Below are 21,265 nucleotides of genomic sequence, written 5' to 3'. Positions count from 1 at the left end.
TTCTGGCTTAGATTGGTACTAAATAATAAACTATATGGAAGAATTCTGAGTATTAACCTCGCACTTAAAGATCTTTAATTTTATGCAGCATATTTGATGCTCTCATGTTTAAAATATTTTGCTACCCTTTCGCTATCATTTTGAAGCATTTTCATATGATTCTCTAAATTTTCTTTCATTTTTTCTTGTGTTTTTGGTGCCGGTTTATCCGAGAGTCCATACTTTAAATCGCAATTCAGATATTCATCTGGGTTTCGCTCAGGTGAGTATGATGGCAGGTAAAATAGTTCTATGGTTTCGCCATTTTCTTCCGCCCATTTCTTTACAACTTTACTATGATGGACTCGTAAATTATCAAGGATTAAGAATACTTTGGTTTCTTGCGATTTGATGAGCTGTTCTAAAAATTGAATAAATACATCTGAGTTCATATTTTCTTTATATATCATAAACTGAATTAAACCCTGATTTGTAACTGTAGAAATCATGTTGATTGAAAACCGCTTCGACATATGTTTTTTAACAGGAGTTTTTCCTTTTGGAGCATAGGAACGTCCATGATGATTATTGTTTTTTACACCCGTTTCATCCCCCCAATGAATAGTTGCCTTCTCTTGTTTTGCCTTCTCTTTTATTGCTGGATATTCTTCGTCTAACCATTTTTGAACTTTTTTGGAACATTGTTCATAAGCTCTCTTTTTTGGCTTTTGAGGCGTGAATCCCCAAGCGTTGAGATAATTACCGACAGCTCTTCTTCCGATTGTAATACTAAACTCTCTTGCTATCAAATCCCTTACTGCCCTTGTAGTCCACAAAGCATAATCTAACTTTAGTTGATCGGGCATTACATCAATAATCATTTTTTGGATTGCAGCTTCTTGATCTTTATTGAGTAGTTTTCGATCTTCTGATTTGACTCCTCGTTTTTGATAAGACAAAGATTTATGACCTTCTTTATTGTAAAGCTTCCACCAATCTCTAACAGTATTTACATGAACACCGTAAAACAGAGCTATGTCTTTTTTTTTATCTCCACGTTTTATCATTTTTACAGCATCCCTTCGAATTATACCTCTTTCCTGATCAGAAACACTCCTTAAGTCTATTTTTTCCATCTATAAATATACGAAATATTTAACTATAAATAAAGAACTATTGATTCTAAGTTAATAGTAGAACTCTGAAGAGCAGTCATAGACTTAAAATTGTCTTTAAGACAAGCTGCTACTTCTATTTGAAATTTAAAAGACACTCACCGTTCTAATTTCTTCAACAGAATAGCCTACAGAAAAGGGAGGGCTTTAGGTGTTTCTGCTACTGCAAGAAAATTAGCCACTATACTTTGGAATATGCTCTAGAAAGGCAAAATTACAATTGTTTATAAATATCTTGATCAAAAAAGAAAGAGAAAGGTCATAGAACTTCAAAAACAAATTGCTAATTTAGATGCAAGAATGAGTTAAATCAAGCTTGCCTAAATACCAGCAAAAACAAGGTGTGAACAAAACGTTACTTAGAATAATAAAAACTGCATTTGAAATTGAAAATCGGATTTTTAAGAAAATATAGCCTCTTATTTTTTGTGCTGATTTTAATATTTTCTGTACTATTTTACTTCCTTTTAATGGGAGCAGCTGGACACGGATTTTATATGAATTCAACTGATACTTTTGCCTTGACAATAGCTTTGTGCGGAATTTTTGTTTTGCCAAATTATAGGAACGGATTAATAAAAAATAAACAAACAAAAAACTCGATTTTAATCCTTTCTATGATAATTGCAATTGGGACAATTATTTTAGGAATTACAGTATTAAAAAGCTCAATTGATTTTAATTATGGAGATGATGTTAGCGGAATTGTAATCGGATTATTTTATGCAGTGCCACTTATTTTTATTATTATAAACGGAATAATATTGAGCGAAATTGTGATAAGATTGTTTGAAAATATTTCTTATCAAAACAAAGATCTGAGTTAAAAAACAAGTCTTTTCTACTTTAATTTTGAGGTACTAGTTTTGAGAGGTGAGTAGTGAGTTTTGAGAGGTGAGAAGTAAGTAATGAGCAGTGAATTTTGAGAGGGAAGAGGGGAGTGAAGAATTCAAATTAAGAAAAAAAAATGAAATGTTTACAGTTAAAAGTTGAGTCGTATAATCGCGGTTTGATAGACAATTTTTGTTCTAACAATTGAGATTTAACTTCTCGATACTAAATTCAAATTTACTGGCGTAATTTATATTTCACTCGAAGTGACTGTTTGAGAGGTGAGTGGTGAGTGGAGAGAGGTGAGAAGTAAGTAATGAGCAGAGAATTTAGAGAGGGCAGAGGGGAGTGAAGAATTCAAATTAAGAAAAAAAATGAAATGTTTACAGTTAAAAGTTGAGTCGTATAATCGCGGTTTGATAGACAATTTTTGTTCTAACAATTGAGATTTGACTTCTCGATACTAAATTCAAATTTACTGGCGTAATTTGAATTTCACTCGAAGTGACTGTTTGAGTGGTGAGAGTTGAGTAGTGAGAAAAGTACAAAAAATTGATTTGTTAATTCGTTTAATCCTTGCAAACCCGTTGGTCTTCCAATCCAAGGCAATTGGCTAGCCGTTGGAGGCCATTAATTACCTATTGATTTGTGGATTAGCAGTTATAAAACAGCATATTAATAAGTGCTGCTAATTTATTTTTTTAGCATTCATAATTGAGTGTATTCAAATATTGTGATTTGAAATGTAGATTAATTATCTCCAAGATTTCACCATTTATTAAATCATGTTATGTATGTTAAAAAATTTAGGATAATAAAAAAATTACTAAATTTATACTAATCATACGTTGTGCTTTATTAGATAAGAAATTTAGTACTATTCAAAGAACCTTTGAGAAAGGTTTTAAACAGGAAATCTGATTAAATAAATAAATTATGAAAACAATTTGTAAAGACCCATTACCAATCTCATTTGGACGCTCAGACCAATCAACCTTCCAGCTTTGTAATTTTCTTGTGAATGTACTTGGTAATATTTACAACCAATGAACGGCAGTAAGTAATCCTCCTCCATCCCAATCCGAATTTTCTTGGGGAACTGGACAAAAGTATGAGCCAATCGATATCTGCTCTGTAACTAAGATCAAATTTAGTGTTGACGATTTTAGTTTTGGACCGCTTATCTGGAGTAATTTCAACTATCTAAATAAGCCTTGTCATGAACCCTTCGGGTCTTTTGTCAAATACAAGGATGGAAGACTTTTCCTAGTATTTCGCGGGAGTAAAAGCATAGTCGATTTTGTTGTAGACGCTCAATATGCTCCTGTTCTATATACTGCTCCAACCCCAAATCCTCCATCAGATATTAATGTAGAAACTGGCTGGTATAAAGTACACAATGGATTGCTGCCAGATTTACGGAAGCAGCTTCAATCATATCCTGGTGGAGGACAAAAAATTACTGTAACCGGACACAGCCTTGGATCTACACTTGCTACACTTGCAGTACCTGAACTCATTGCACATAATATGGAAGTTTATCATTACAATTCAGCTAGCCCAATGGTTGGACTTCAATCTTTTGCTGATTACTACAATAGCTTAACTATAATTGGAAGTTCTCCCGGTCTACTCAAAGAAACCTTTCGTCTTGTTAATTTAGCTGATAAAGTACCTAATGTCCCCAACAACTTACAATCTTCCCCACCTAAATTTTTATATGTAACAGTAGGAACTGAAATCTCATTTAAAGCTAATTATGGTAAGGAAGAAAAAACTCATGATCCATGTTGCTCTTATGCATATGCATTATGGAATCCAGAAAGCCCATGCAATAATGATTATCATAGATGCGCAGAGGTTAAATAAGATAACAGCTTTCCGATTTAGTTACGAGTTGAATAAGCTCATTTTTAACTTGGAACAATAAAACGAAAGCACAACAATATATATGAAATCATTGCACGTTTTGGGATGTCATGATTCATATACTAGACTATTGGCAGTAATGCAACATAACCATAAAAAACTTAATAATTAATAAAAGGGAAGTTAAAAACTAAATAGAGAAAGCGGAAAATGAAATTAAAAAAATGAAACAAATACCTTAATATTATTCGCATACATAGAACCTATATTGTAAATTGTTTTAACAAAAAATCGCCCACAGGAGCAGCTCGTAATCATCTAACAATCTAAGTATCCAACCATCCAGATTTGACTTCTCGATACTAAATTCAAATTTACTGGCGTAATTTGAATTTCACTCGAAGTGACTGTTTGAGTAGTGAGTAGAGAGAAAAGTAAAAAAATTTGATTTGTTAATTCGTTTAATCCTTGCAAACCCGTTGGTCTTCCAATCCAAGGTAATTGGCTAGCCGTTGGAGGCTATTAATCACCTATTGATTTGAGGATTAGCAGATATAAAAGAGCATTTTAATATGTGTCTGGAGGTTATTCCTCAAGCATTTATAATAGAGAGTATACTAAAAATGTGATTTGAGAGGCAGATCAACAACTTTCAAGATTTTACCATTTATTAAATCATGTTATTAATGTTAAAACTTTTAAATCAATCACATTCAAAACCAATCTTTTTTAAATAAACAACTCCTAACATGTCCTGAAAATATTGATAAAAAAATCATTATCTTTAGAGGGTACTATTTTTAAGGCAAACATTATGGGCAAATAAAACACCGACCATTGAGTAATGAAAATTTAGAACAAGAAGAAAATAAAGCTGAATTTTCAGCAATAGAGGCTAAAGATATTTTATCACTTATAGATGGAATTCCTTTGCCTCCTGCCATTAAAAAAAGCTTACGGAAGTCATTGGGGAGATTAATTACAGTATTGGTTGATGTTCCAGTTGCTAATTTACAAGCTAAAGTTCAAAAAGTAAAAAATGAAGCAGATGGTCTTAGTCTTGTGACAACGGAAGCTGCAAGTGCTGCCTCAAAAGAATTTGAAACATACAGAGCACTTGGAAACAGGTCTGTTTACTTTTTTGGCGCCAAACTTTTACGAGAACAGATTAATAGAGAGTCTGTTATGGAACAAACTACTAAAGAATTACAATAGGACCCTCCAAAAGATGATTCCAAAGAAGAAATTGATGAAGATTGGCTTGAAATGTTTTCCAGAATTGCGGAGACAAAATCCAACAAAGATGTGCAATTATTTTTAGCTAAAATTCTTGCAGGCGAGATAAGAAAATCAGGGTCATTTGGAGCTAAAAATTTTCAAACTTTGTCAACTCTTGATCAAACTACTGCTCAGCATTTTATTGCATTTTGTAATGTGAGTTCTGAAATTCCCCTTGCCTACTCGATTACATCACGTTGGCAATAATATAAACAACAAAATAACAATTTATGAAAAATCAATTTTTATTATTACTATTTTTAATTTTTGCTACAATCACTTTCGCACAAAACATTGAATCATCCACTCGTAAATTTATTGACGAAACACAATTCACAAGAATTAATAAAGATTGGACTACTATCGCTGAATTTAAATCTGGAATTGGAGAGACTGTGGAATTTTATCCTATAGAAGTTATAAACTTAAAAACAGGCGAAAAAAGAAATGCTCTTCAACTTGATATGAATATTAAAAAACCTGAAGTATTCAAAACTGCGTGGATTGGAATTGAAGAAATTAACGAATTTATTCATTTTATTGAAGACAATGTAATTCCAAATTTAGATTTGAGATTTAAAGATAAATCATCAGAATTCATCTTCAAAGCAAATGAAATGACTCTCTCATATTTCGTTTATGAAAAAAACAGAAGACTAACTATAAAACTGAATAATTATGATGATAATGAATTTAAAAATTACACGTTTTGGACAGAAACACAAGTTGACAAAATCCCACGATTGTTAGAGATTTTAAAAATCATAAAATAAAAATACTACTGCCGAAAATGAACCGAGGTAAAAAACAACTCTTTTCTCCTTTAATTTTGAGATACTAGTGGTAAGATGTGAGTAATGAGATGTGAGTATTGAGAGCTGAGTAATGAGTAGTGAGACGGTAGGCGGGGGGTGAAGAATTCAATATAAGAGAAAAGAAAAAAGAAAAAAGATGTTCACAGTGGAAAGTTGAGTCGTGTATTCGTAATTTGAGAGTCACATATTGCTCTAACAATTTAAGTATCCAACCATGCAGATTTCACTCGAAGTGACTTTTTGAGAGGTGAGAAGTAAGTAATGAGAGGTGAGTAATGAGTAGTGAGAAAAGTACAAAAAGTTAATTCGTTTAATCGTAGTTTGAGAGGCCATTTTCTATAACAATTTAAGTATCCAAACATCCAGACTTGACTTCTCGATACTAAATTCAAATTTACTGGCGTAATTTGAATTTCACTCGAAGTGACTTTTTGAGAGGTTAGGAGTGAGTAATGAGAGGTGAGTAATGAGTTGTGAGAGGTGAGTATTGAGATTTGAGACGGCGGAGGGGAGTGAAGAATTTAAATTAAGAAAAAAGGAATGAAATGTTCACAGTGAAAAGTTAATTCGTTTAATCGTAATTTGAAAGTAACATTTTGCTCTTCCAATCCAGAGTTGACTTCTCGATACTAAATTCAAATTTACCGGTGTAATTTGAATTTCACTCGAAGTGACAGTCTGAGATATGAGTGGTGAGAAAAGTACAAGAAGTTGATTTATTGAGTCGTGTAATAGTAGTTTGAGAGGCCATTTTCTCTAACAATCCAATACTCGAACTGTCTATTATTGTAACAATCTAACTATTCAACCATCTATTAATCCTTCCTCCCTCATATTCGGTATGTAGCTTTATACCAGCTAAAACAAAAGTCATTTTTTAAATTTTTAATGACTAGAAAGAAACTTTCAATAATTAATACTATTTTTCAATTTTCAATTTTTGGAAGTGATTAATATTTCTCAGTAGTAAAAAGAAAGAATGATAAAAAGTCTTTTTTCTAGCTGCGAAGCGGTCTTGTCTCTCATATCTCGATGGCTGTGCGCCGAGGTAGTTCTTTTAAAATAAAAGTATACTTTTATACTTTATACCAATTTAACCCTACTTCACTAGGTCTTTAGAGACAGTGGTGAAGTTTTTTTATAATTTTTAATTTGAGACCTAATGAATGAACTAAAGAATAAAGCCATAGAAATTCTTAATGCAAATTGGCGCGATGGTTTTAGTATTCCATGCGAGAAACTGTATCCGTTTCAATGGAATTGGGATTCCGGTTTTATTGCAATTGGCTTTGCTCATTTCGATATGCCGAAAGCCGAAGAGGAAATATCTACCTTATTAGATGCGCAATGGGGGAATGGTTTTATACCGCACATAGTTTTTCATACTGAAACTGATACCTATTTTCCAGGACCGGATTACTTTTGTTCAGAATTGCATCCTGATGCTTCAAAAAAATACAAAACTTCGGGAATAACACAGCCACCTGTACTTGGATTTGTGCTAGCAGAGATCTTAAGAATAAGCACAGATAAAAAGGCGACCTTGAAGTTTATAGAGGGTGTTATTGATAAGGTTTATGACAACCACACTTATTTTTACACCAAAAGAGATCCTCAAAATGAAGGATTAGTGTATATCTACCACAACTGGGAATCGGGAACAGACAATTCGCCAATGTGGGATGATATTATTCACAACATGGACTCTCCAGATTATGAATTTGAAAGACGAGATACAACGCATGTCGATGCTTCTCAAAGACCAAGTAAACGCGAATATGATCATTATCTACATATCTTAGAAATTGCAAAAGAGCATAATTATAGCGATGAAAAAATAGCCGAATTATCTCCATTTTTGGTTCAGGACCCTTTATTTAATTCAATGCTAATAAAGTCCAACGAAAGCTTAATCGAATTATACACGTTAATCGGAGGCAGCCAAAATAAAATTAAACAACTTGAAACATGGCAAGAAAAAGCCATTAAGTCGTTTAATAATAAGTTATTCGATGAAGAATTAGGAGCATATATTCACTACGACCTAAGAAATGAAAGAAAAATAAAACATATTTCTTCTTCTTCTTTTACACCATTATTTGCCAATATTCCCGGTAAAGAAAGAGCAGAGAAACTGGTGCAGACCTTGATGAGTAGGTTTGGCAACGAAAATCAATATTTATGTGCATCTTTCGATCCAGAAAGCGAACTATATAAACCAAAAAAGTATTGGAGAGGCCCAGTTTGGATCAACTTAAACTGGATTCTTTATAATGGATTAGTACAATACGGGTTTGAAGATATTTCTAAAAGAGTAAAGGATGATACGGTCGAACTTATAGAGGAAAATGGTTTTTATGAGTATTTTGATGCGAGAAAAGAAGTAAGTAAGGGAGGATACGGAGGAATTAACTTTTCTTGGACGGCTTCGTTGTTATTAGACTTGTTGAATAAGGAATGAGAGGTGAGGAGTGAGAGGTGAGTAATGAGTGGTGAGATGGTAGGCGGGGGGTGAAGAATTCAATATAAGAGAAAAGAAAAAAGAAAAAAGATGTTCACAGTGGAAAGTTGAGTCGTGTATTCGTAGTTTGAGAGTCACATATTGCTCTAACCATCGAATTATCCAACCATGCAGATTTGACTTCTCGATGCGAAATTCAAATTTACTGGCGTAATTTGAATTTCACTCGAAGTGACTGAGTGAGAGGTGAGTGGTGAGACGGTAGGCGGGGGGTGAAGAATTCAATATAAGAGAAAAGAAAAAAGAAATGAAATGTTCACAGTGGAAAGTTGAGTCGTGTATTCGTAGTTTGAGAGTCACATATTGCTCTAACCATCGAATTATCCAACCATGCAGATTTGACTTCTCGATACTAAATTCAAATTTACTGGTGTAATTTGAATTTCACTCGAAGTGACTGATTGAGTGGTGAGGATTGAGCTGTGAGAGGTGAGTAGTGAGAGGTGAGTGGTGAATCGTGAGAGGGTAGGCGGGAGTAAAGAATTCAAAATAAGAAGAAAGAAAAAAATGAAATGTTCACAGTGAAAAGTTGATTCGTGTAATTATAGTTTGAGACGCACATTTTGCTCTAACAATTTAAGTATCCAACCATGCAGATTTGACTTCTCGATACTAAATTCAAATTTACTAGCGTAATTTGAATTTTACTCGAAGTGACTGTTTGAGTGGTGAGAAGTGAGTAATGAGAGGTGAGTAGTGAGACGGCGGGCGGTAGTGAAGAATTCAAAATAAGAATAAAGAGAAAAGAGAAGAGAAAAGAGAAGAGAAAAAAAATAAAGAGCAATGATTAATGGGCAATAGTGAATAAGCAATAAACAATAGTCAAAAACAAGAATAACTCCAAAAAACGAAAAATTATGAATTGGTTAGATTATAGTATTATTTTATTATATATCGTGTTCTTTTTAGGGATGGGTTTTTTCTTTAAAGACAATAAAGATTCAAAAGATTATTTTTTAGGGGGAAGAAGCATGGGATGGTTCCCTTTGAGTCTTTCGACTATGGCGACGCAATTGTCTGCCATAAGTTTTATTTCGGCACCTGCCTTTGTAGGATTAAAATTAGGGGGAGGTATGAAGTGGCTAACGTTTGAATTTGCAGTCCCTCTGGCAATGCTATTTATTATGATTGTTATTATTCCGCCTTTATTTAGGTCGGGGGTAGTGAGTATTTATGAGTTTGTGGAGAAAAGGTTTAGTTCTTCTACACGACTCATTTTAAGTGTTGTTTTTCAAATTAGTCGTGCTTTGGGAACAGGAGTAATGGTATACACCATTGCCATAATTTTACAAGCTGTTTTAGATATAGATTTTGTATATACTATATTAATAATCAGTGTAATAACAATTATTTATTCTTGGCAAGGAGGGATGAAAGCAGTGGTTTGGGGAGATGCTATTCAAATGATTATTTTATTTCTAGGATTAATAATTTGTCTGATTTACGGCTGGAACACAGTGCAAGATCTTGGAGGCTTAACAGATGGTTTTGATTCTGAACGATTACAAGTCATAGATTTTAATTTAGGTATCGGAGATGGCAATGAATATGGTTTTTGGCCAATGTTGATAGGAGGATTCTTTTTATATGTCTCCTATTATGGATGCGACCAGACTCAAGCACAACGCTTACTCTCCGCAAAAGATGAAAAGACAATTCGAACTTTATTATTAGCTAACGGCCTATTAAGGTTTCCTGTTGTTTTGGTGTATTGTGTGATGGGTCTTATTTTAGGGAGCCTGATTACACTAGCTCCAGACTTCCTGAGTGATATTGCTTCGACTACACAAAAACATTTTCCAGAAGAATATGCGGCAAATGGTATTAAAGCAGATTTAATGGTGCCCGTTTTTATTATGAAATATCTGCCTCATGGCCTTATTGGCATTTTGATGGTTGGGATCTTATCCGCTGCAATGTCGTCTTTAAGCTCGACGGTAAATTCGTTGTCTGCTGTTACAGTTGAAGATTTTTTCAACAGAGGGAAAACAAAATTAGAACCGAAAAAGTATATGGCTATTTCTAAAGCAGCAGTCGTATTCTGGGGAGTGGTTTGTATTGCTTGTGCTTTTTTATTTGGAGGTAGTAACAGTCCAGTGATAGAAATAATTAATGCGATAGGTTCCGTATTTTATGGTCCTGTATTGGTGACGTTTTTATTGGCGTTTTTCTCCAAAAAGGTTAATCACATAGGAATGAATGCTGGTATTATCGTAGCGGTTTTAATTAATTTAATGTTTTCTCAAACCATTCAGAACTTATTTCATATCGATTTGGGCTTTAATGTTTTTTGGATTTGGTTAAATTTTACTGGGGTGATCATAGCATTTGTAGTTGCTTTCGCCGTTAGTGCCATGACAAGAAGCGTTAAGGTAAAAGAAATTTCAAACTTTAATATAACTCTAAAAAAATCTGACTTCTTGATTAAAGAAGTCTATATATTAGTGACTTTCTTTATTGCTATTTTGATATTTAGTTACTTCATTCCAACAATTTTTGGTCAATAATTTAGTATGAAAATTGTAATAGCCCCCGATAAATTCAAAGGATCACTGTCTAGTCTAGAATTCTGTTCTGCCGTAGAAGATGGTATACATCGAGTATCTGCTGAAGTAGATATCTTAAAGTTGCCATTGGCCGATGGCGGCGATGGAACTATTGAGATCGCTAATTATTACCTTGGAGGTCGTTTAATTGAAGTTGAAGTCAAAAACCCGTTATTTCAACTGATAACTGCGTCTTATTTATATGCGGAAACATCACAAACCGCATTTATCGAAATGGCTGAAGCTTCAGGGCTTTGGTTATTAAAGGAGGAAGAACAAGACTGTAAAAATACGACTACTTTCGGTACAGGAGAAATGATTTTACATGCTATTGAAAAAGGAGCAAAAAAAATCATCTTAGGAATTGGCGGTAGCGCTACGAATGATTGTGGAATTGGAATGGCGACTGCACTAGGGTATAAATTTATAGATAGGGACAATAAGGAGGTAAAACCAATTGGTGCGAGTTTATCCCAAATTTGTAGTATTGATGATGCAAATGTATCGTCAATACTAAAGCAAGTAGAGTTTCAGGTGGCTTGCGATGTGAACAATCCATTATACGGGAAAGATGGGGCGGCTCACGTATATGCAAAACAAAAAGGGGCTTCAAAAGAAGATATAGAAATGCTGGATCATGGGCTTACTTGTTTTTCTGAAGTGTTAACCGCACAATTTAATGTGCAACCTCAAACGATTAATGGAGCGGGGGCAGCAGGAGGGATGGGCATTGCTACAATAGTATTTTTGAAAGCCAAGTTGGAATCTGGAATACAAGTAATCAAGGAGCTTGCAAATTTTGACCATCAAATTGCTGATGCCGATTGGATAATTACAGGAGAAGGTAAATTGGATGTGCAGACCTTATCAGGAAAAACAATAGATGGTGTTTTAAAATCAGCCAAAATTTATTCTATTCCAGTTGCTGTATTCTGTGGACAGATAGAATTGGATAAGGAGGCGTTAAATAACTTTGGAATAACCTACGCTCAGGATGTTTTAAGCAGGTCAATTAATTTAGAAGACGCTTTAAATAACAGCTATAAACACCTTTCTGAAATAGCGGAAACGTTTGCAAAGAAAGCCATAAGTAGTGAAATATGATATGGAATACCTTAGTTTGATTTGTAATGAAAAAGAATAAACGAGTAGGGTTGGTAAACATTCGTTGCCTTATAATCTTGAATCTAGCATTTTTGGTAGTCAATTAAATATCCCTTGAATAGAGTATACAAAGGTTTAATTTGGTAAAAGTTTAGATGATAATAAAAACAACACCTTTAAGAGATATATTCTTTACACTTAAGATTTGAATAGAGTTTTTACAGATGTTGTGTTTTACTAAAAAAACGATTTCTAAATTTAAGAAAGATAAGTCAATGACTTATCTTTCTTTCTCAGCATATTCCAATATATCACCAGGTTGACAATCTAAAGCCAAACAGATTGCATCTAAAGTCGAAAAACGAATTGCTTTGACTTTTCCTTGTTTTAAAATTGACAAATTTACCGTTGACACACCAACTTTTTCAGAGAGTTCTTTTAACATCATTTTTCGTTTCGCCAACATGACATCTAAGTTCACTACAATAGCCATAATTCTCTATTTATACGGTTAGTGAACTTTCGATTTCATTGAATAAATCGGTTAAGTTCTCTTCATTTTTACCCCAAGAGTATATTTGAAATAAGGTTACTGAACAAAATTTCATCACGGTTTCATTTCCTCGTGTTTCAAAGTTTATATATAGATTCTCACCCCAAGATCTTAATGAAATCGATGTAATTGCTAAAATTACAAATTTGTCTTTATCCGTTTCAACCAATCTAAATTTTGAATCATTTATAACCTCTATAATCTTTTCAAACATCAGCTCTTTAGAGATATTAAATGTCTTTTTAGAATGAACCTTTGAAGTAAGTATATTATATCGACTTGTAAAATAATTTTTAAAGAACAGTGATTTTCTTATAACCAAATTGAAGATAAAAAAACCTGCAATTGAAAAAATAGTGACTATATAAATAGGATTTTCAGGTTCTATATAGCTGCCAATTAGAAATGGAAGTACCATTAAAACAAATAAAGCAATCCATGTTTTAAGAACCTTTAATTTTGGTTTGTGTGTAATATATTTCATTAGGAGAGTTTTTATAAGAGCATAAATCTAACACAAAATAACGATTAACAAATATAAATTAATGTTTATCATTAATTTATTTAAATCAAATCTTTTAATTGTAAATCATTAAACACAGCACGGTGTATAACTTATTGGTTATAGCCTACGTATAAATCCCCAAGTATTGGGACTAGCAGATTTCCTGTTCGGCTTTTATGTGTTAATTTAGTAGCTAAATCACACAAGGCTTGTCACACATAAGCGTTATCCACAAGCTGAAAAAAGCAGCGATCATGAAATATTCACTTTTAGTAGTAGTACTATTCACCGCCTTCTATGGGAATGCACAAGACCCAGATCCTGATTTATTTCAGACTTGGAATTTAAATTTTGTCCAATCAAGTGACGCAGGAACGCCTTATGAAGTATCAGAAATAGAACCCGAAATTACACCTACCTTAACAATTCTCGAAAACTATGAATTTTCTGGCGAAGGGGCTTGCAATAGGTTTAGCGGAATATATAATTTTCCAAATTCGAATATTTTAGAAACTTTCGATTATTCTAATACAAATGAAGATTGTGGTGTTCAAGCTCATACTTCGTTTGAAATTGAATTTTTCTCATTTATGCAAGACGCCGGATCTTATGAGATTACACAAGAAGACAACGGTTTAGTTCTTACAATTAGCAATGCCATATTTGGACAAGCTATATTTAGAAATTTCACTCTAAGGACAACTGATTTCGATTTTAGTAATGGTCAAATTTATCCAAATCCAAGTAGTGGTTTAGTATTTATAAAATCTAAAAACATGGTGATTCAAAAAATTGAAATTTTCAATTTAATCGGACAGATTAAAAAATCTGTAATTTCAGATTTTCAAACTTTAGATATTTCTGATTTATCCGTTGGTATTTATCTGATGAAGATATACACGAAGAATGGGGTTTTAAATAAGAAAATTATTAAAAAATGATGAATTATAGGATAGAATATCCAGTGGCTACCAACTAAGCATATAAAAATAGCGTAAGTTATAGAAATGGCTTGGGTGCTTTTTCCAGGTGGCAAAATTTAAAAATATGGCTTGCGTATTATTCGAAAACGCAGCCTTTTTTTAAACGCTACGTTTTTTGTAAAATACCACCATAGAACATTTAACGCAACCAATTCGAGAAAAATATATTTAATAGAAAAGTATAATTATGAACTATCAGGCTTTACTTATCCCATTTTTATTTCTCAGAATCTTTTCTTGTAACAATGATGATAATTTTACAGATAGGCTCATAAACACGACAAGTCTTGAAAGTGAATAGGATTGTATAAACACAAAATACCAAATGGATATAGAATTATTTGAAAATCATATGATTATTAGAAATCAAGTGGATTTTACAGAATTTGTATCAGGAAGTTGCCAACCTACCATTGATTTTACTGTTTACGATTTGGGTATTGGAAAAAAAGGACTTGCAAATGCTAATAGTTCAATTGACTAGGAATTAGTTGAAAGTTGTGTAATCGGAAATGAAAACCTAACTGTTACTTTCAACCAAAATGAAACGACAGAAGCACCAAATTTGACATATCACGCTCTGATTCCAAAGCTTAGAGGTGAACAAGGATTAAATGTTGAAATAGTAATTAATTAAAAATGTGCTACAACACAATGTATAATTAATTGAGCAAGTGCACACCTAGAAAACTCCGCTGGGATTTTCTATCCGTTATTTGTTTGCTAAATCAATTGCTTAATCACGCAACAAATTAGACACAAACTGTTGGCAACAAATTATACCAATTTAGTTTTTTAATGATATATCAAAAATTTGAATTATACTACGACTTAGCTTAGCTCAGGTTTTTTACTTAGTCAAGGAAAAAAATATAAGCATAGCACTAGTTACGGTTCTATTTTATGACGGTTAATAAGTGAAAATGAAACTGATTTTATGCGATATTTGAATGCTGATTTGGCATAATAGGTTTTGATACATGGTTGTAGATCTTCGAGCCACCTTCAATAGTCTTTTCTGTTTTTAAAGATCAGTATTACCAAAGATCAAGCCTCTTGCAGCACCTGGTGAGGGTGTGAAAAGTTCATCTTTTATTAAATACTGCTTTACGAACTGGGCCAAAAAAGTTCTCCAATTGATTTTTTGATTTGCTAAAACTGGACAGTACGTATCTTTTCCTTAGTTACTCAGTTCATCGTCTTTACTGGTTGTAAGTTCATATATAGAGTCAATTCCAATAAGGGACAAGATTAAGTGCATAGCGATCAAATCCTCAAATGAAAAACCCACCTTTTTGCACCAACTGAATTGTTTTTTATTCTCTTGAAACCTAAAATATCCAGATGTGCCTGTAAATAGTCTGAATTAAGCCAAACCTTATTAAGCTTCCCTTCTATTTATTGAACTTTTGCAATATCTTCTTGTTATAGCATGATTTGTATTTGGTAACTTAAATAGCATGAAAACCCATTGAATACTAGTTGCGAAACTTAAGTAAGGTTATTTATACAAGACAGGGTAAAGCACATCCTGGTCTCTATCGTCTTGGACTGCTTGTTAAGAATGAAGAGGTTCATTGGGTGAGAAATGATTTAGAGCCAAATATTAATGAAACCTTGGATGTAATGGCGCGTATTCGAAACCGTCAAATTTGGAAAAAGCAACTTTACACCAAACACTTTCGGACTTTATGTTACCTTTGAGAAACTACAATCGGCTATTACTGAGGTACAATTTGTTGCTTGGTATTCTAACGAAGAATTGCTTGGAAGTGGTGTTATTGCTTAAATAATAAAAATATGAAAAAAATCTTACTATTATTAGCCGTCTTTGCGACTCCGTTTATGTATTCGCAGCAGGATGCGTTGGTCTTTCTTCTAGATAAAGAAGACGTGGCCACCTCTATCGCAAATCCTATCTCTATTATGACTCAGGAGGCCATTGATAGAAAGGCCTTGCAAAATACGACAATTGATGATCGTGATGTTCCTGTAAATGAAGCCTATATTACACAACTTAAAAATACCTTAGGCATAAGTGTTCATGCTAAATCCAAATGGATGAATGCCGTTTATGTTCGTGGGTCCCAGATGGATATTGATGACTTACTTGGCGAAGATTATGTGAGTTCAGTCGAATTTATGGACAAGTCTCTAAATTTTAGGTCAATAACAGGTGCTACCCCAGATAAATTTGCCATCGAGAACCAACAAAGTAAAATTACATATAATTATGGTGCTGCGGCAAATCAGACTACGATGCTAAAAGTAGATTATTTACATGAACAAGATTTTAATGGGGATGGAATGGTTGTAGCCGTTTTGGATAGTGGTTTTCCAAACGTGATAAATAATCCAGCTTTCTCGCATATTGTTTCTGATGGCAGATTACTTGGAACTTACGATTTTGCATTGCGTCAAGAAAATGTTGATGGAACAGGGTCGCATGGAGCACAAACATTTAGTGATATAGGTGGATTTATTTCAGGTCAATTTGTAGGTACTGCTCCCGAAGCCTCTTTTTACCTTTTTAGGACAGAATTTGGTCCTAGCGAAAACCCAGTTGAAGAAGCCTGGTGGGTTGAAGCACTAGAGCGTTCAGATAGCCTAGGTGTTGACGTTGTAAATACATCTTTAGGATATCGAGGTTATGACAATTCTGCCTATGATCATAGTTATGAGGATCTTGATGGTCAAACTACGATTGGCGCGCGTGGTGCAAATCACGCTTTTGATAAAGGTATGATCTTAGTTACATCTGCGGGGAATGGTGGTAGTTCTGGTTTTCCTTTTGTTGGTACTCCAGGAGATTCACCCGGAATGTTAACCATTGGTGCAGTTGATTCAGATGGAGATTATGTAAGCTTTAGCTCAATAGGACCTACAATAGATGGTCGAGTTAAGCCAGATGTAATGGCTCAAGGTCGAAATGCGGCTGTTGTAAGTTCGAATGGAAACGTAACTACCAGTAATGGAACATCTTTTAGTTCTCCTATTATGGCGGGTGCGGTAGCATCATTATGGCAAGCCAGACCCGAAGTCCCAAATGCACAGATAATGCAGGTTGTGAGAGAATCAGCACATTTATTTAATAATCCGACAGATCGAATGGGCTATGGAATTCCAAATTTCGAAGATGCTCTTAACAATCTTTTATTCTTGGAGCAGAAGACCAGTTACTAAAAAATCAATTTGCACTGTATCCAAACCCTGTAAAAACAATATTAATATCTCTTTTCCAGAAGGAATGTCACAAGCAGATTTTATTGTGTACAATATCATGGGAGATCAAGTGCTGAATACCAAGATTTCCAATGTTAATAATTTGTGATCTTTCTGAATTAGCAAGTGGAATGTACTTCGCTACTATAAAATCAAGTTCTAAAACAAATAGTTTCAAGCTAATTAAGGAATAGTAAAAAACAGAGTTACAGAGCTTTTAATATTCAATATCCGATCACTCAAGCTTGAATGTTATGGGAACAGCTGCTTGCGACCAACTAGTGTCGTAAGTAATGCTGGTGGCCTAGGTTTGCTTAGTGTGGGGTCAATGTATCACGAGAGCATATTATAAAATATCAAAAAGCAACGTCTAAACCATTCGGAGTCAATGTACTTATGATGTATCTTAATATTGAATAGATTATCCAAGTAATTATTTCTGGAGGCGTTAAAGTTGTATTTACTTCCGCAGGAATAACTAAAATTCATGCAGCTAGACTTAAAGAAAACGATATTACTGTCGTTCATGTAGTCTATAGCGTAAAATTTGCATTAAAGGTATAGGAGGCTGAAGTCGCTGAAGGTTTTGAAGCTGGTGGGCATAATGATGAAGAGTAGACTACACTACACCTTTTACCCTAATCCTATGGTGAAAGAAGAATTAAACATTCCGTTAATAGCAGCCAGTGGAATTGTTAATGGGAAAGTGAAGTTTGTAGCAATGGTTCTATACCAAATTAGACCTATAATGACGCAATAAATCGTTTTACCGATACGAATTCGGCACAGGCTTTTTTCGCCTGCTTTTCATCAAAAATAATTACCGTAGCTAAGGCTATGCTTGTTATTTTTGATTTCAATTAATCAATCAAAAAACCTGTGCTGAGCTACGTCGTAGTATAATTCAATTTATTCATACGGTATTATAAATATAATTTGGTATAAGACCTAGAAAAAGGTTCAATTTTGAAAATCCTATATTTGTAATGGATCAATTATTATTTAACGCAGAATTTGTATTTATGACTTGAATCCAACTACTCTTTAATTTAGAATCAATTTTTCAACATAGATAGAGTTGGCAGTTTGTAATTCAACAAGATAAAATCCTCTGGATAAATCACTAACGTCTATTTGCTCTGTAGAATTATTAATGATATTAATTTGTTTGACTAGCTTACCGTCTGTGCTAAAAATTTTTATATTCTCTAGAGCTTCCCCTGCTTCTTTTAAGTCGATATTTATTAAACCAGTCGTTGGATTTGGGTATAAGCTTAAAAAAGCCAATTCCTCTTGTGGTGTTGTGGTGCCAAGTGTTATATTTTCAAAGCCTAACTCAAAGCGATTTACATTTTCTGATTCAGGAAGTATTGGGTCCAAATTAAAACTATATATGTTTGAGTTTTGGTTTAATTGTGTTCTAGTCTCTAAGTAATTGTCGATTAAAACGACCTCACCAGAACTAGGCATATTCTTAATATCAATTTCAAGGCGATAATTTAGATTAATTAAAAATTGATCATTATCCCTTGGATAAAACATGTACAATACAGCATCTACTATATTATCCTGTAAAGGGCGTTTATCAACCGATAAATATTTATCTTGGTTTTGAATTGCTATGGATCCGTCTGAATTCCAAACTTTAGTCGCATCTTCTTCTAAGTGACTTGTTCGCTATAATTTGGATTGAACCTTAACGTAACACCATCCCCTGAACACATCTGCGTTGGAGTCGAACATACTAACGTCTATCTTAAATCGGTATCGGCGATAAAAATTTTATTTGTTTTGTCTTTGCTCGTTTGAGCGTTTAAAGCTTTCTTTGAAAGTTAAACTTGCGTTATCAGCAATATTTTCAATAAAAAACGATTGATTTGGTTGAAGATACTTATCATTTAGAGAAGGGGGTGTTGTACTTTGATCTGAAAGATCTAAAGTTACATATGAGCCCTGTGAACCTAAAGTAGGATCAAAATAATATACGAAGCTTGAACTAAGACCTACGTTATTTGGACTCTTAAGGAGTGCATCTAGATCCATTTCAGCATGGTATGGATTACCAATTAATGAAAATTCCTCAGTTGTAGAGGCAAGATTAGTTAAAGTAAAGTCACCAATATGTAAATCACCAATTGTTCTTAGAATTGTAGGAAAATTATCTTGGATATTATCTACTGTTAAATCAAGTACACGACTTCCTCTTACTAAAATAAGAGCAGCTTCACCAGCGGTTAATGTACGTTCGTCCGTATTTGGCAGAAGAGTATAAACCTGTGTACTTGCATCCCAAAAAAACACTGAAGGATTCCCCGAATTAGTAGCATCGAAGCCATTTTCTCCAGTTTCTGAACCAGTGATATGAGTTCCATAACCAGGGTAAGGATCATCAAAAGTTCCTACTACTGTTGATGTAATATGACCACCTTCTTGAAGATTAGCATTTATGGATTCAGGCGTAGTTACAGAAGATGAGAAAAATTTAAATGCTCTTTTTGAGTCTTCCGGGAATAGGAGCTCGGTGATCACATTTTTTACTATACCGCCACTAGATTCTTCAACAACTGAAATTGTTGCTACATCAGGATTTATAAATGTTAAGCCTTTTGATATATTTTCGTTTGTATCTGCACCTGTAATTTCACTATTAGCATCTAATGTTCCACTAATAGATTTAAAACGTTCTAACAAACGCATGTGACCACGAGTAATGTTTGCAACGCCAGAGGTTTTATTAAGAATAATAAACGGAGCTTCTTCACCCTGTGTAGCATTAAATTGGATGTCTTGAGCTTGATTGCTTGAAGCTTCACCAGAACCAATTTGTAAAATTCCTTTACTGTTGCCATCTTGGTATGAAATAGTGGCATTGTTAATTAAGTCAGCATCAAAAATTAAGTATGATTCGTTCTCTAAACGTATTGTACCGTTATTTTCTATATCCTCATTTGAGTATAGTGTACTTTGATCTGAAACATAAACTTCATCACCATTAGATACGTAAAATTGTGCATTACATAGAATGCTTGACATTATTAAAATTGTGAATAAAAGATTTTTCATGTACCAAGAGCTTGAGGGAGATTTGCTGTGATTGTTTGTGCCATTAAATTGTCGTGAAAGGATATCAAATCCGCAACAGCTTGGGTTGCACAAAATGTCTCAAAACTGAGCCATTCTGAAATGTTTAAAACTGGATTAGTATCATTAACGGGAAATGTTTTCATTTCTGACATCGACACATTATGAGTAAGGTTATTAATTACAATATCACCTTCAGTATTAGAACTAATTGCTGTTGCCTTCAATGAGACAAAACTTATTAAAAAACTAATGGTTGTTGCTGTAAATAGTAAATTATTCATAATTTTTTATGTATGAATTACACACAAACCTATTGATAAGAAGAAAATACTTATTGTTAATAAATGCTTATAATTCACTATTATATCTTTGAAAAGTCAGTATTTTTTCAATTAAATCCTTGCTATGACTTTGTTTGTAGTATTTGTTCTATTGTTAAGTATTTGTAGTATGATGGTTTTGAATTAATTTGATTGACAAGTTTTACAAAATTAAAAAAAAGCAATATTGATTAACTGTAAAGGTGAACGAACCCTTACTCCTTTTTTGTTTGCTTTATATTTTGGAGATAAAAACGATAGAGTACTTGCTTACTAAAGACCAGATTTTAGAGGCTTAAGATGATACAGGTCATATAGCTTTAGTGGGAGTGAGTTATAAAGGCGATACGGGGATGGCAGTGTTGTATATAGAGGATAATACCAATGTAAAACCTGATGAATGCAAATGAGGCTATAGTATTGGTTTAAAGGGTAGAAATAAATTTCTATTTATTTCATATTAGAATGGCCTAACTACTG

17 protein-coding genes and 3 pseudogenes are annotated in these 21,265 nt (G+C 33.5%); 13 read left to right on the top strand and 7 right to left on the bottom strand.

The features are described from left to right. Window positions 1-80: 80 nt before the first annotated feature. The gene (locus tag P700755_RS05570; RefSeq protein WP_015023751.1) at window positions 81-1,115 is read right to left on the bottom strand and encodes an IS630 family transposase; all 1,035 of its coding nucleotides are present in this window, start codon (window positions 1,113-1,115) and stop codon (window positions 81-83) included. A 419-nt stretch (window positions 1,116-1,534) separates the two neighbouring features. On the opposite strand from P700755_RS05570, the gene P700755_RS05565 reads away from it, so the two are divergent. The 8 genes and pseudogenes from P700755_RS05565 (at window position 1,535) to P700755_RS05530 (ending at window position 12,118) form a co-directional block, all read left to right on the top strand. Next, complete coding sequence (locus P700755_RS05565; RefSeq protein ID WP_015023750.1) at window positions 1,535-1,981, top strand: hypothetical protein; 447 nt, start codon at window positions 1,535-1,537, stop codon at window positions 1,979-1,981. A gap of 1,123 nt (window positions 1,982-3,104) precedes the next feature. Further along, entirely contained in the window at window positions 3,105-3,854 is a 750-nt protein-coding gene (locus tag P700755_RS19115) for a lipase family protein (protein WP_083858476.1), read from the top strand. A gap of 837 nt (window positions 3,855-4,691) precedes the next feature. Then, window positions 4,692-5,069 (top strand): hypothetical protein, encoded by a 378-nt coding sequence (locus P700755_RS05555; RefSeq protein ID WP_041758161.1) that lies wholly within the window; start codon window positions 4,692-4,694, stop codon window positions 5,067-5,069. A gap of 21 nt (window positions 5,070-5,090) precedes the next feature. Beyond that, window positions 5,091-5,339 (top strand): annotated as a pseudogene (locus P700755_RS05550) (DUF2806 domain-containing protein); the annotation flags it as partial. A gap of 23 nt (window positions 5,340-5,362) precedes the next feature. Further along, window positions 5,363-5,905, top strand: coding sequence for a hypothetical protein (locus P700755_RS05545; RefSeq protein ID WP_015023749.1), 543 nt, complete (start codon window positions 5,363-5,365; stop codon window positions 5,903-5,905). A gap of 1,204 nt (window positions 5,906-7,109) precedes the next feature. Continuing rightward, complete coding sequence (locus P700755_RS05540) at window positions 7,110-8,408, top strand: MGH1-like glycoside hydrolase domain-containing protein (RefSeq protein ID WP_015023748.1); 1,299 nt, start codon at window positions 7,110-7,112, stop codon at window positions 8,406-8,408. Window positions 8,409-9,325: 917 nt separating this feature from the next. Continuing rightward, a complete protein-coding gene (locus P700755_RS05535) occupies window positions 9,326-10,975 on the top strand; it encodes a sodium:solute symporter family transporter (protein ID WP_015023747.1) in 1,650 nt (549 codons plus the stop codon). 6 nt (window positions 10,976-10,981) lie between these two features. Next, window positions 10,982-12,118, top strand: coding sequence for a glycerate kinase (locus P700755_RS05530; protein WP_015023746.1), 1,137 nt, complete (start codon window positions 10,982-10,984; stop codon window positions 12,116-12,118). Between the two features lie 280 nt (window positions 12,119-12,398). Here the strand turns inward: P700755_RS05530 and P700755_RS05525 are convergent, their stop codons facing one another. Both P700755_RS05525 and P700755_RS05520 read right to left on the bottom strand, forming a co-directional pair. Beyond that, a complete protein-coding gene (locus tag P700755_RS05525) occupies window positions 12,399-12,611 on the bottom strand; it encodes a helix-turn-helix domain-containing protein (protein WP_015023745.1) in 213 nt (70 codons plus the stop codon). A 10-nt stretch (window positions 12,612-12,621) separates the two neighbouring features. Beyond that, window positions 12,622-13,155, bottom strand: a complete 534-nt coding sequence (locus P700755_RS05520; protein ID WP_015023744.1) for a hypothetical protein — start codon at window positions 13,153-13,155, stop codon at window positions 12,622-12,624. A 275-nt stretch (window positions 13,156-13,430) separates the two neighbouring features. On the opposite strand from P700755_RS05520, the gene P700755_RS05515 reads away from it, so the two are divergent. Together P700755_RS05515 and P700755_RS19850 are read left to right on the top strand one after the other, a co-directional pair. Beyond that, entirely contained in the window at window positions 13,431-14,117 is a 687-nt protein-coding gene (locus tag P700755_RS05515; protein WP_015023743.1) for a T9SS type A sorting domain-containing protein, read from the top strand. Between the two features lie 367 nt (window positions 14,118-14,484). Further along, window positions 14,485-14,643: a hypothetical protein gene (locus P700755_RS19850; RefSeq protein WP_015023742.1), complete on the top strand. Its 159-nt coding sequence runs from the start codon at window positions 14,485-14,487 to the stop codon at window positions 14,641-14,643. A gap of 487 nt (window positions 14,644-15,130) precedes the next feature. On the opposite strand, the pseudogene P700755_RS19845 reads toward P700755_RS19850, so the two are convergent. After that, window positions 15,131-15,557: pseudogene (locus P700755_RS19845) on the bottom strand (IS4 family transposase); the annotation flags it as partial. Window positions 15,558-15,659: 102 nt separating this feature from the next. Here P700755_RS19845 and P700755_RS20595 point away from each other — a divergent pair. From P700755_RS20595 to P700755_RS21080, 3 genes and pseudogenes are all read left to right on the top strand, one after another. Next, window positions 15,660-15,948 (top strand): annotated as a pseudogene (locus tag P700755_RS20595) (aminomethyltransferase beta-barrel domain-containing protein); the annotation flags it as partial. 11 nt (window positions 15,949-15,959) lie between these two features. Beyond that, on the top strand, window positions 15,960-17,342 hold the full coding sequence (locus tag P700755_RS05510) for a S8 family peptidase (protein WP_015023741.1): 1,383 nt from the start codon (window positions 15,960-15,962) through the stop codon (window positions 17,340-17,342). 131 nt (window positions 17,343-17,473) lie between these two features. Then, the gene (locus tag P700755_RS21080; protein ID WP_157609256.1) at window positions 17,474-17,575 is read left to right on the top strand and encodes a T9SS type A sorting domain-containing protein; all 102 of its coding nucleotides are present in this window, start codon (window positions 17,474-17,476) and stop codon (window positions 17,573-17,575) included. Window positions 17,576-18,425: 850 nt separating this feature from the next. Here the strand turns inward: P700755_RS21080 and P700755_RS05505 are convergent. From P700755_RS05505 to P700755_RS05495, 3 genes are all read right to left on the bottom strand, one after another. Beyond that, complete coding sequence (locus P700755_RS05505; RefSeq protein WP_157609255.1) at window positions 18,426-18,851, bottom strand: T9SS type A sorting domain-containing protein; 426 nt, start codon at window positions 18,849-18,851, stop codon at window positions 18,426-18,428. 312 nt (window positions 18,852-19,163) lie between these two features. Then, the gene (locus tag P700755_RS05500; protein WP_041758158.1) at window positions 19,164-20,414 is read right to left on the bottom strand and encodes a hypothetical protein; all 1,251 of its coding nucleotides are present in this window, start codon (window positions 20,412-20,414) and stop codon (window positions 19,164-19,166) included. Between the two features lie 26 nt (window positions 20,415-20,440). Next, window positions 20,441-20,746, bottom strand: a complete 306-nt coding sequence (locus P700755_RS05495; RefSeq protein WP_041758157.1) for a hypothetical protein — start codon at window positions 20,744-20,746, stop codon at window positions 20,441-20,443. Between the last annotated feature and the right edge of the window lie 519 nt (window positions 20,747-21,265).

This window comes from Psychroflexus torquis ATCC 700755, assembly GCF_000153485.2.
Lineage (GTDB): Bacteria > Bacteroidota > Bacteroidia > Flavobacteriales > Flavobacteriaceae > Psychroflexus > Psychroflexus torquis.
This window is presented reverse-complemented; position numbering and strand designations above follow the sequence as displayed.

What these genes read in the sequence shown, in the direction of transcription:
- P700755_RS05570 (WP_015023751.1), bottom strand. Translation starts at nt 1,115, where the DNA reads ATGGAAAAAATAGACTTAAGGAGTGTTTCTGATCAGGAAAGAGGTATA.
- P700755_RS05500 (WP_041758158.1), bottom strand. Translation starts at nt 20,414, where the DNA reads ATGTCAAGCATTCTATGTAATGCACAATTTTACGTATCTAATGGTGAT.
- P700755_RS05505 (WP_157609255.1), bottom strand. Translation starts at nt 18,851, where the DNA reads ATGCCTAGTTCTGGTGAGGTCGTTTTAATCGACAATTACTTAGAGACT.
- P700755_RS05515 (WP_015023743.1), top strand. Translation starts at nt 13,431, where the DNA reads ATGAAATATTCACTTTTAGTAGTAGTACTATTCACCGCCTTCTATGGG.
- P700755_RS05495 (WP_041758157.1), bottom strand. Translation starts at nt 20,746, where the DNA reads ATGAATAATTTACTATTTACAGCAACAACCATTAGTTTTTTAATAAGT.
- P700755_RS05520 (WP_015023744.1), bottom strand. Translation starts at nt 13,155, where the DNA reads ATGAAATATATTACACACAAACCAAAATTAAAGGTTCTTAAAACATGG.
- P700755_RS05535 (WP_015023747.1), top strand. Translation starts at nt 9,326, where the DNA reads ATGAATTGGTTAGATTATAGTATTATTTTATTATATATCGTGTTCTTT.
- P700755_RS05530 (WP_015023746.1), top strand. Translation starts at nt 10,982, where the DNA reads ATGAAAATTGTAATAGCCCCCGATAAATTCAAAGGATCACTGTCTAGT.
- P700755_RS21080 (WP_157609256.1), top strand. Translation starts at nt 17,474, where the DNA reads ATGTTAATAATTTGTGATCTTTCTGAATTAGCAAGTGGAATGTACTTC.
- P700755_RS05545 (WP_015023749.1), top strand. Translation starts at nt 5,363, where the DNA reads ATGAAAAATCAATTTTTATTATTACTATTTTTAATTTTTGCTACAATC.
- P700755_RS19850 (WP_015023742.1), top strand. Translation starts at nt 14,485, where the DNA reads ATGGATATAGAATTATTTGAAAATCATATGATTATTAGAAATCAAGTG.
- P700755_RS05540 (WP_015023748.1), top strand. Translation starts at nt 7,110, where the DNA reads ATGAATGAACTAAAGAATAAAGCCATAGAAATTCTTAATGCAAATTGG.
- P700755_RS05510 (WP_015023741.1), top strand. Translation starts at nt 15,960, where the DNA reads ATGAAAAAAATCTTACTATTATTAGCCGTCTTTGCGACTCCGTTTATG.
- P700755_RS05525 (WP_015023745.1), bottom strand. Translation starts at nt 12,611, where the DNA reads ATGGCTATTGTAGTGAACTTAGATGTCATGTTGGCGAAACGAAAAATG.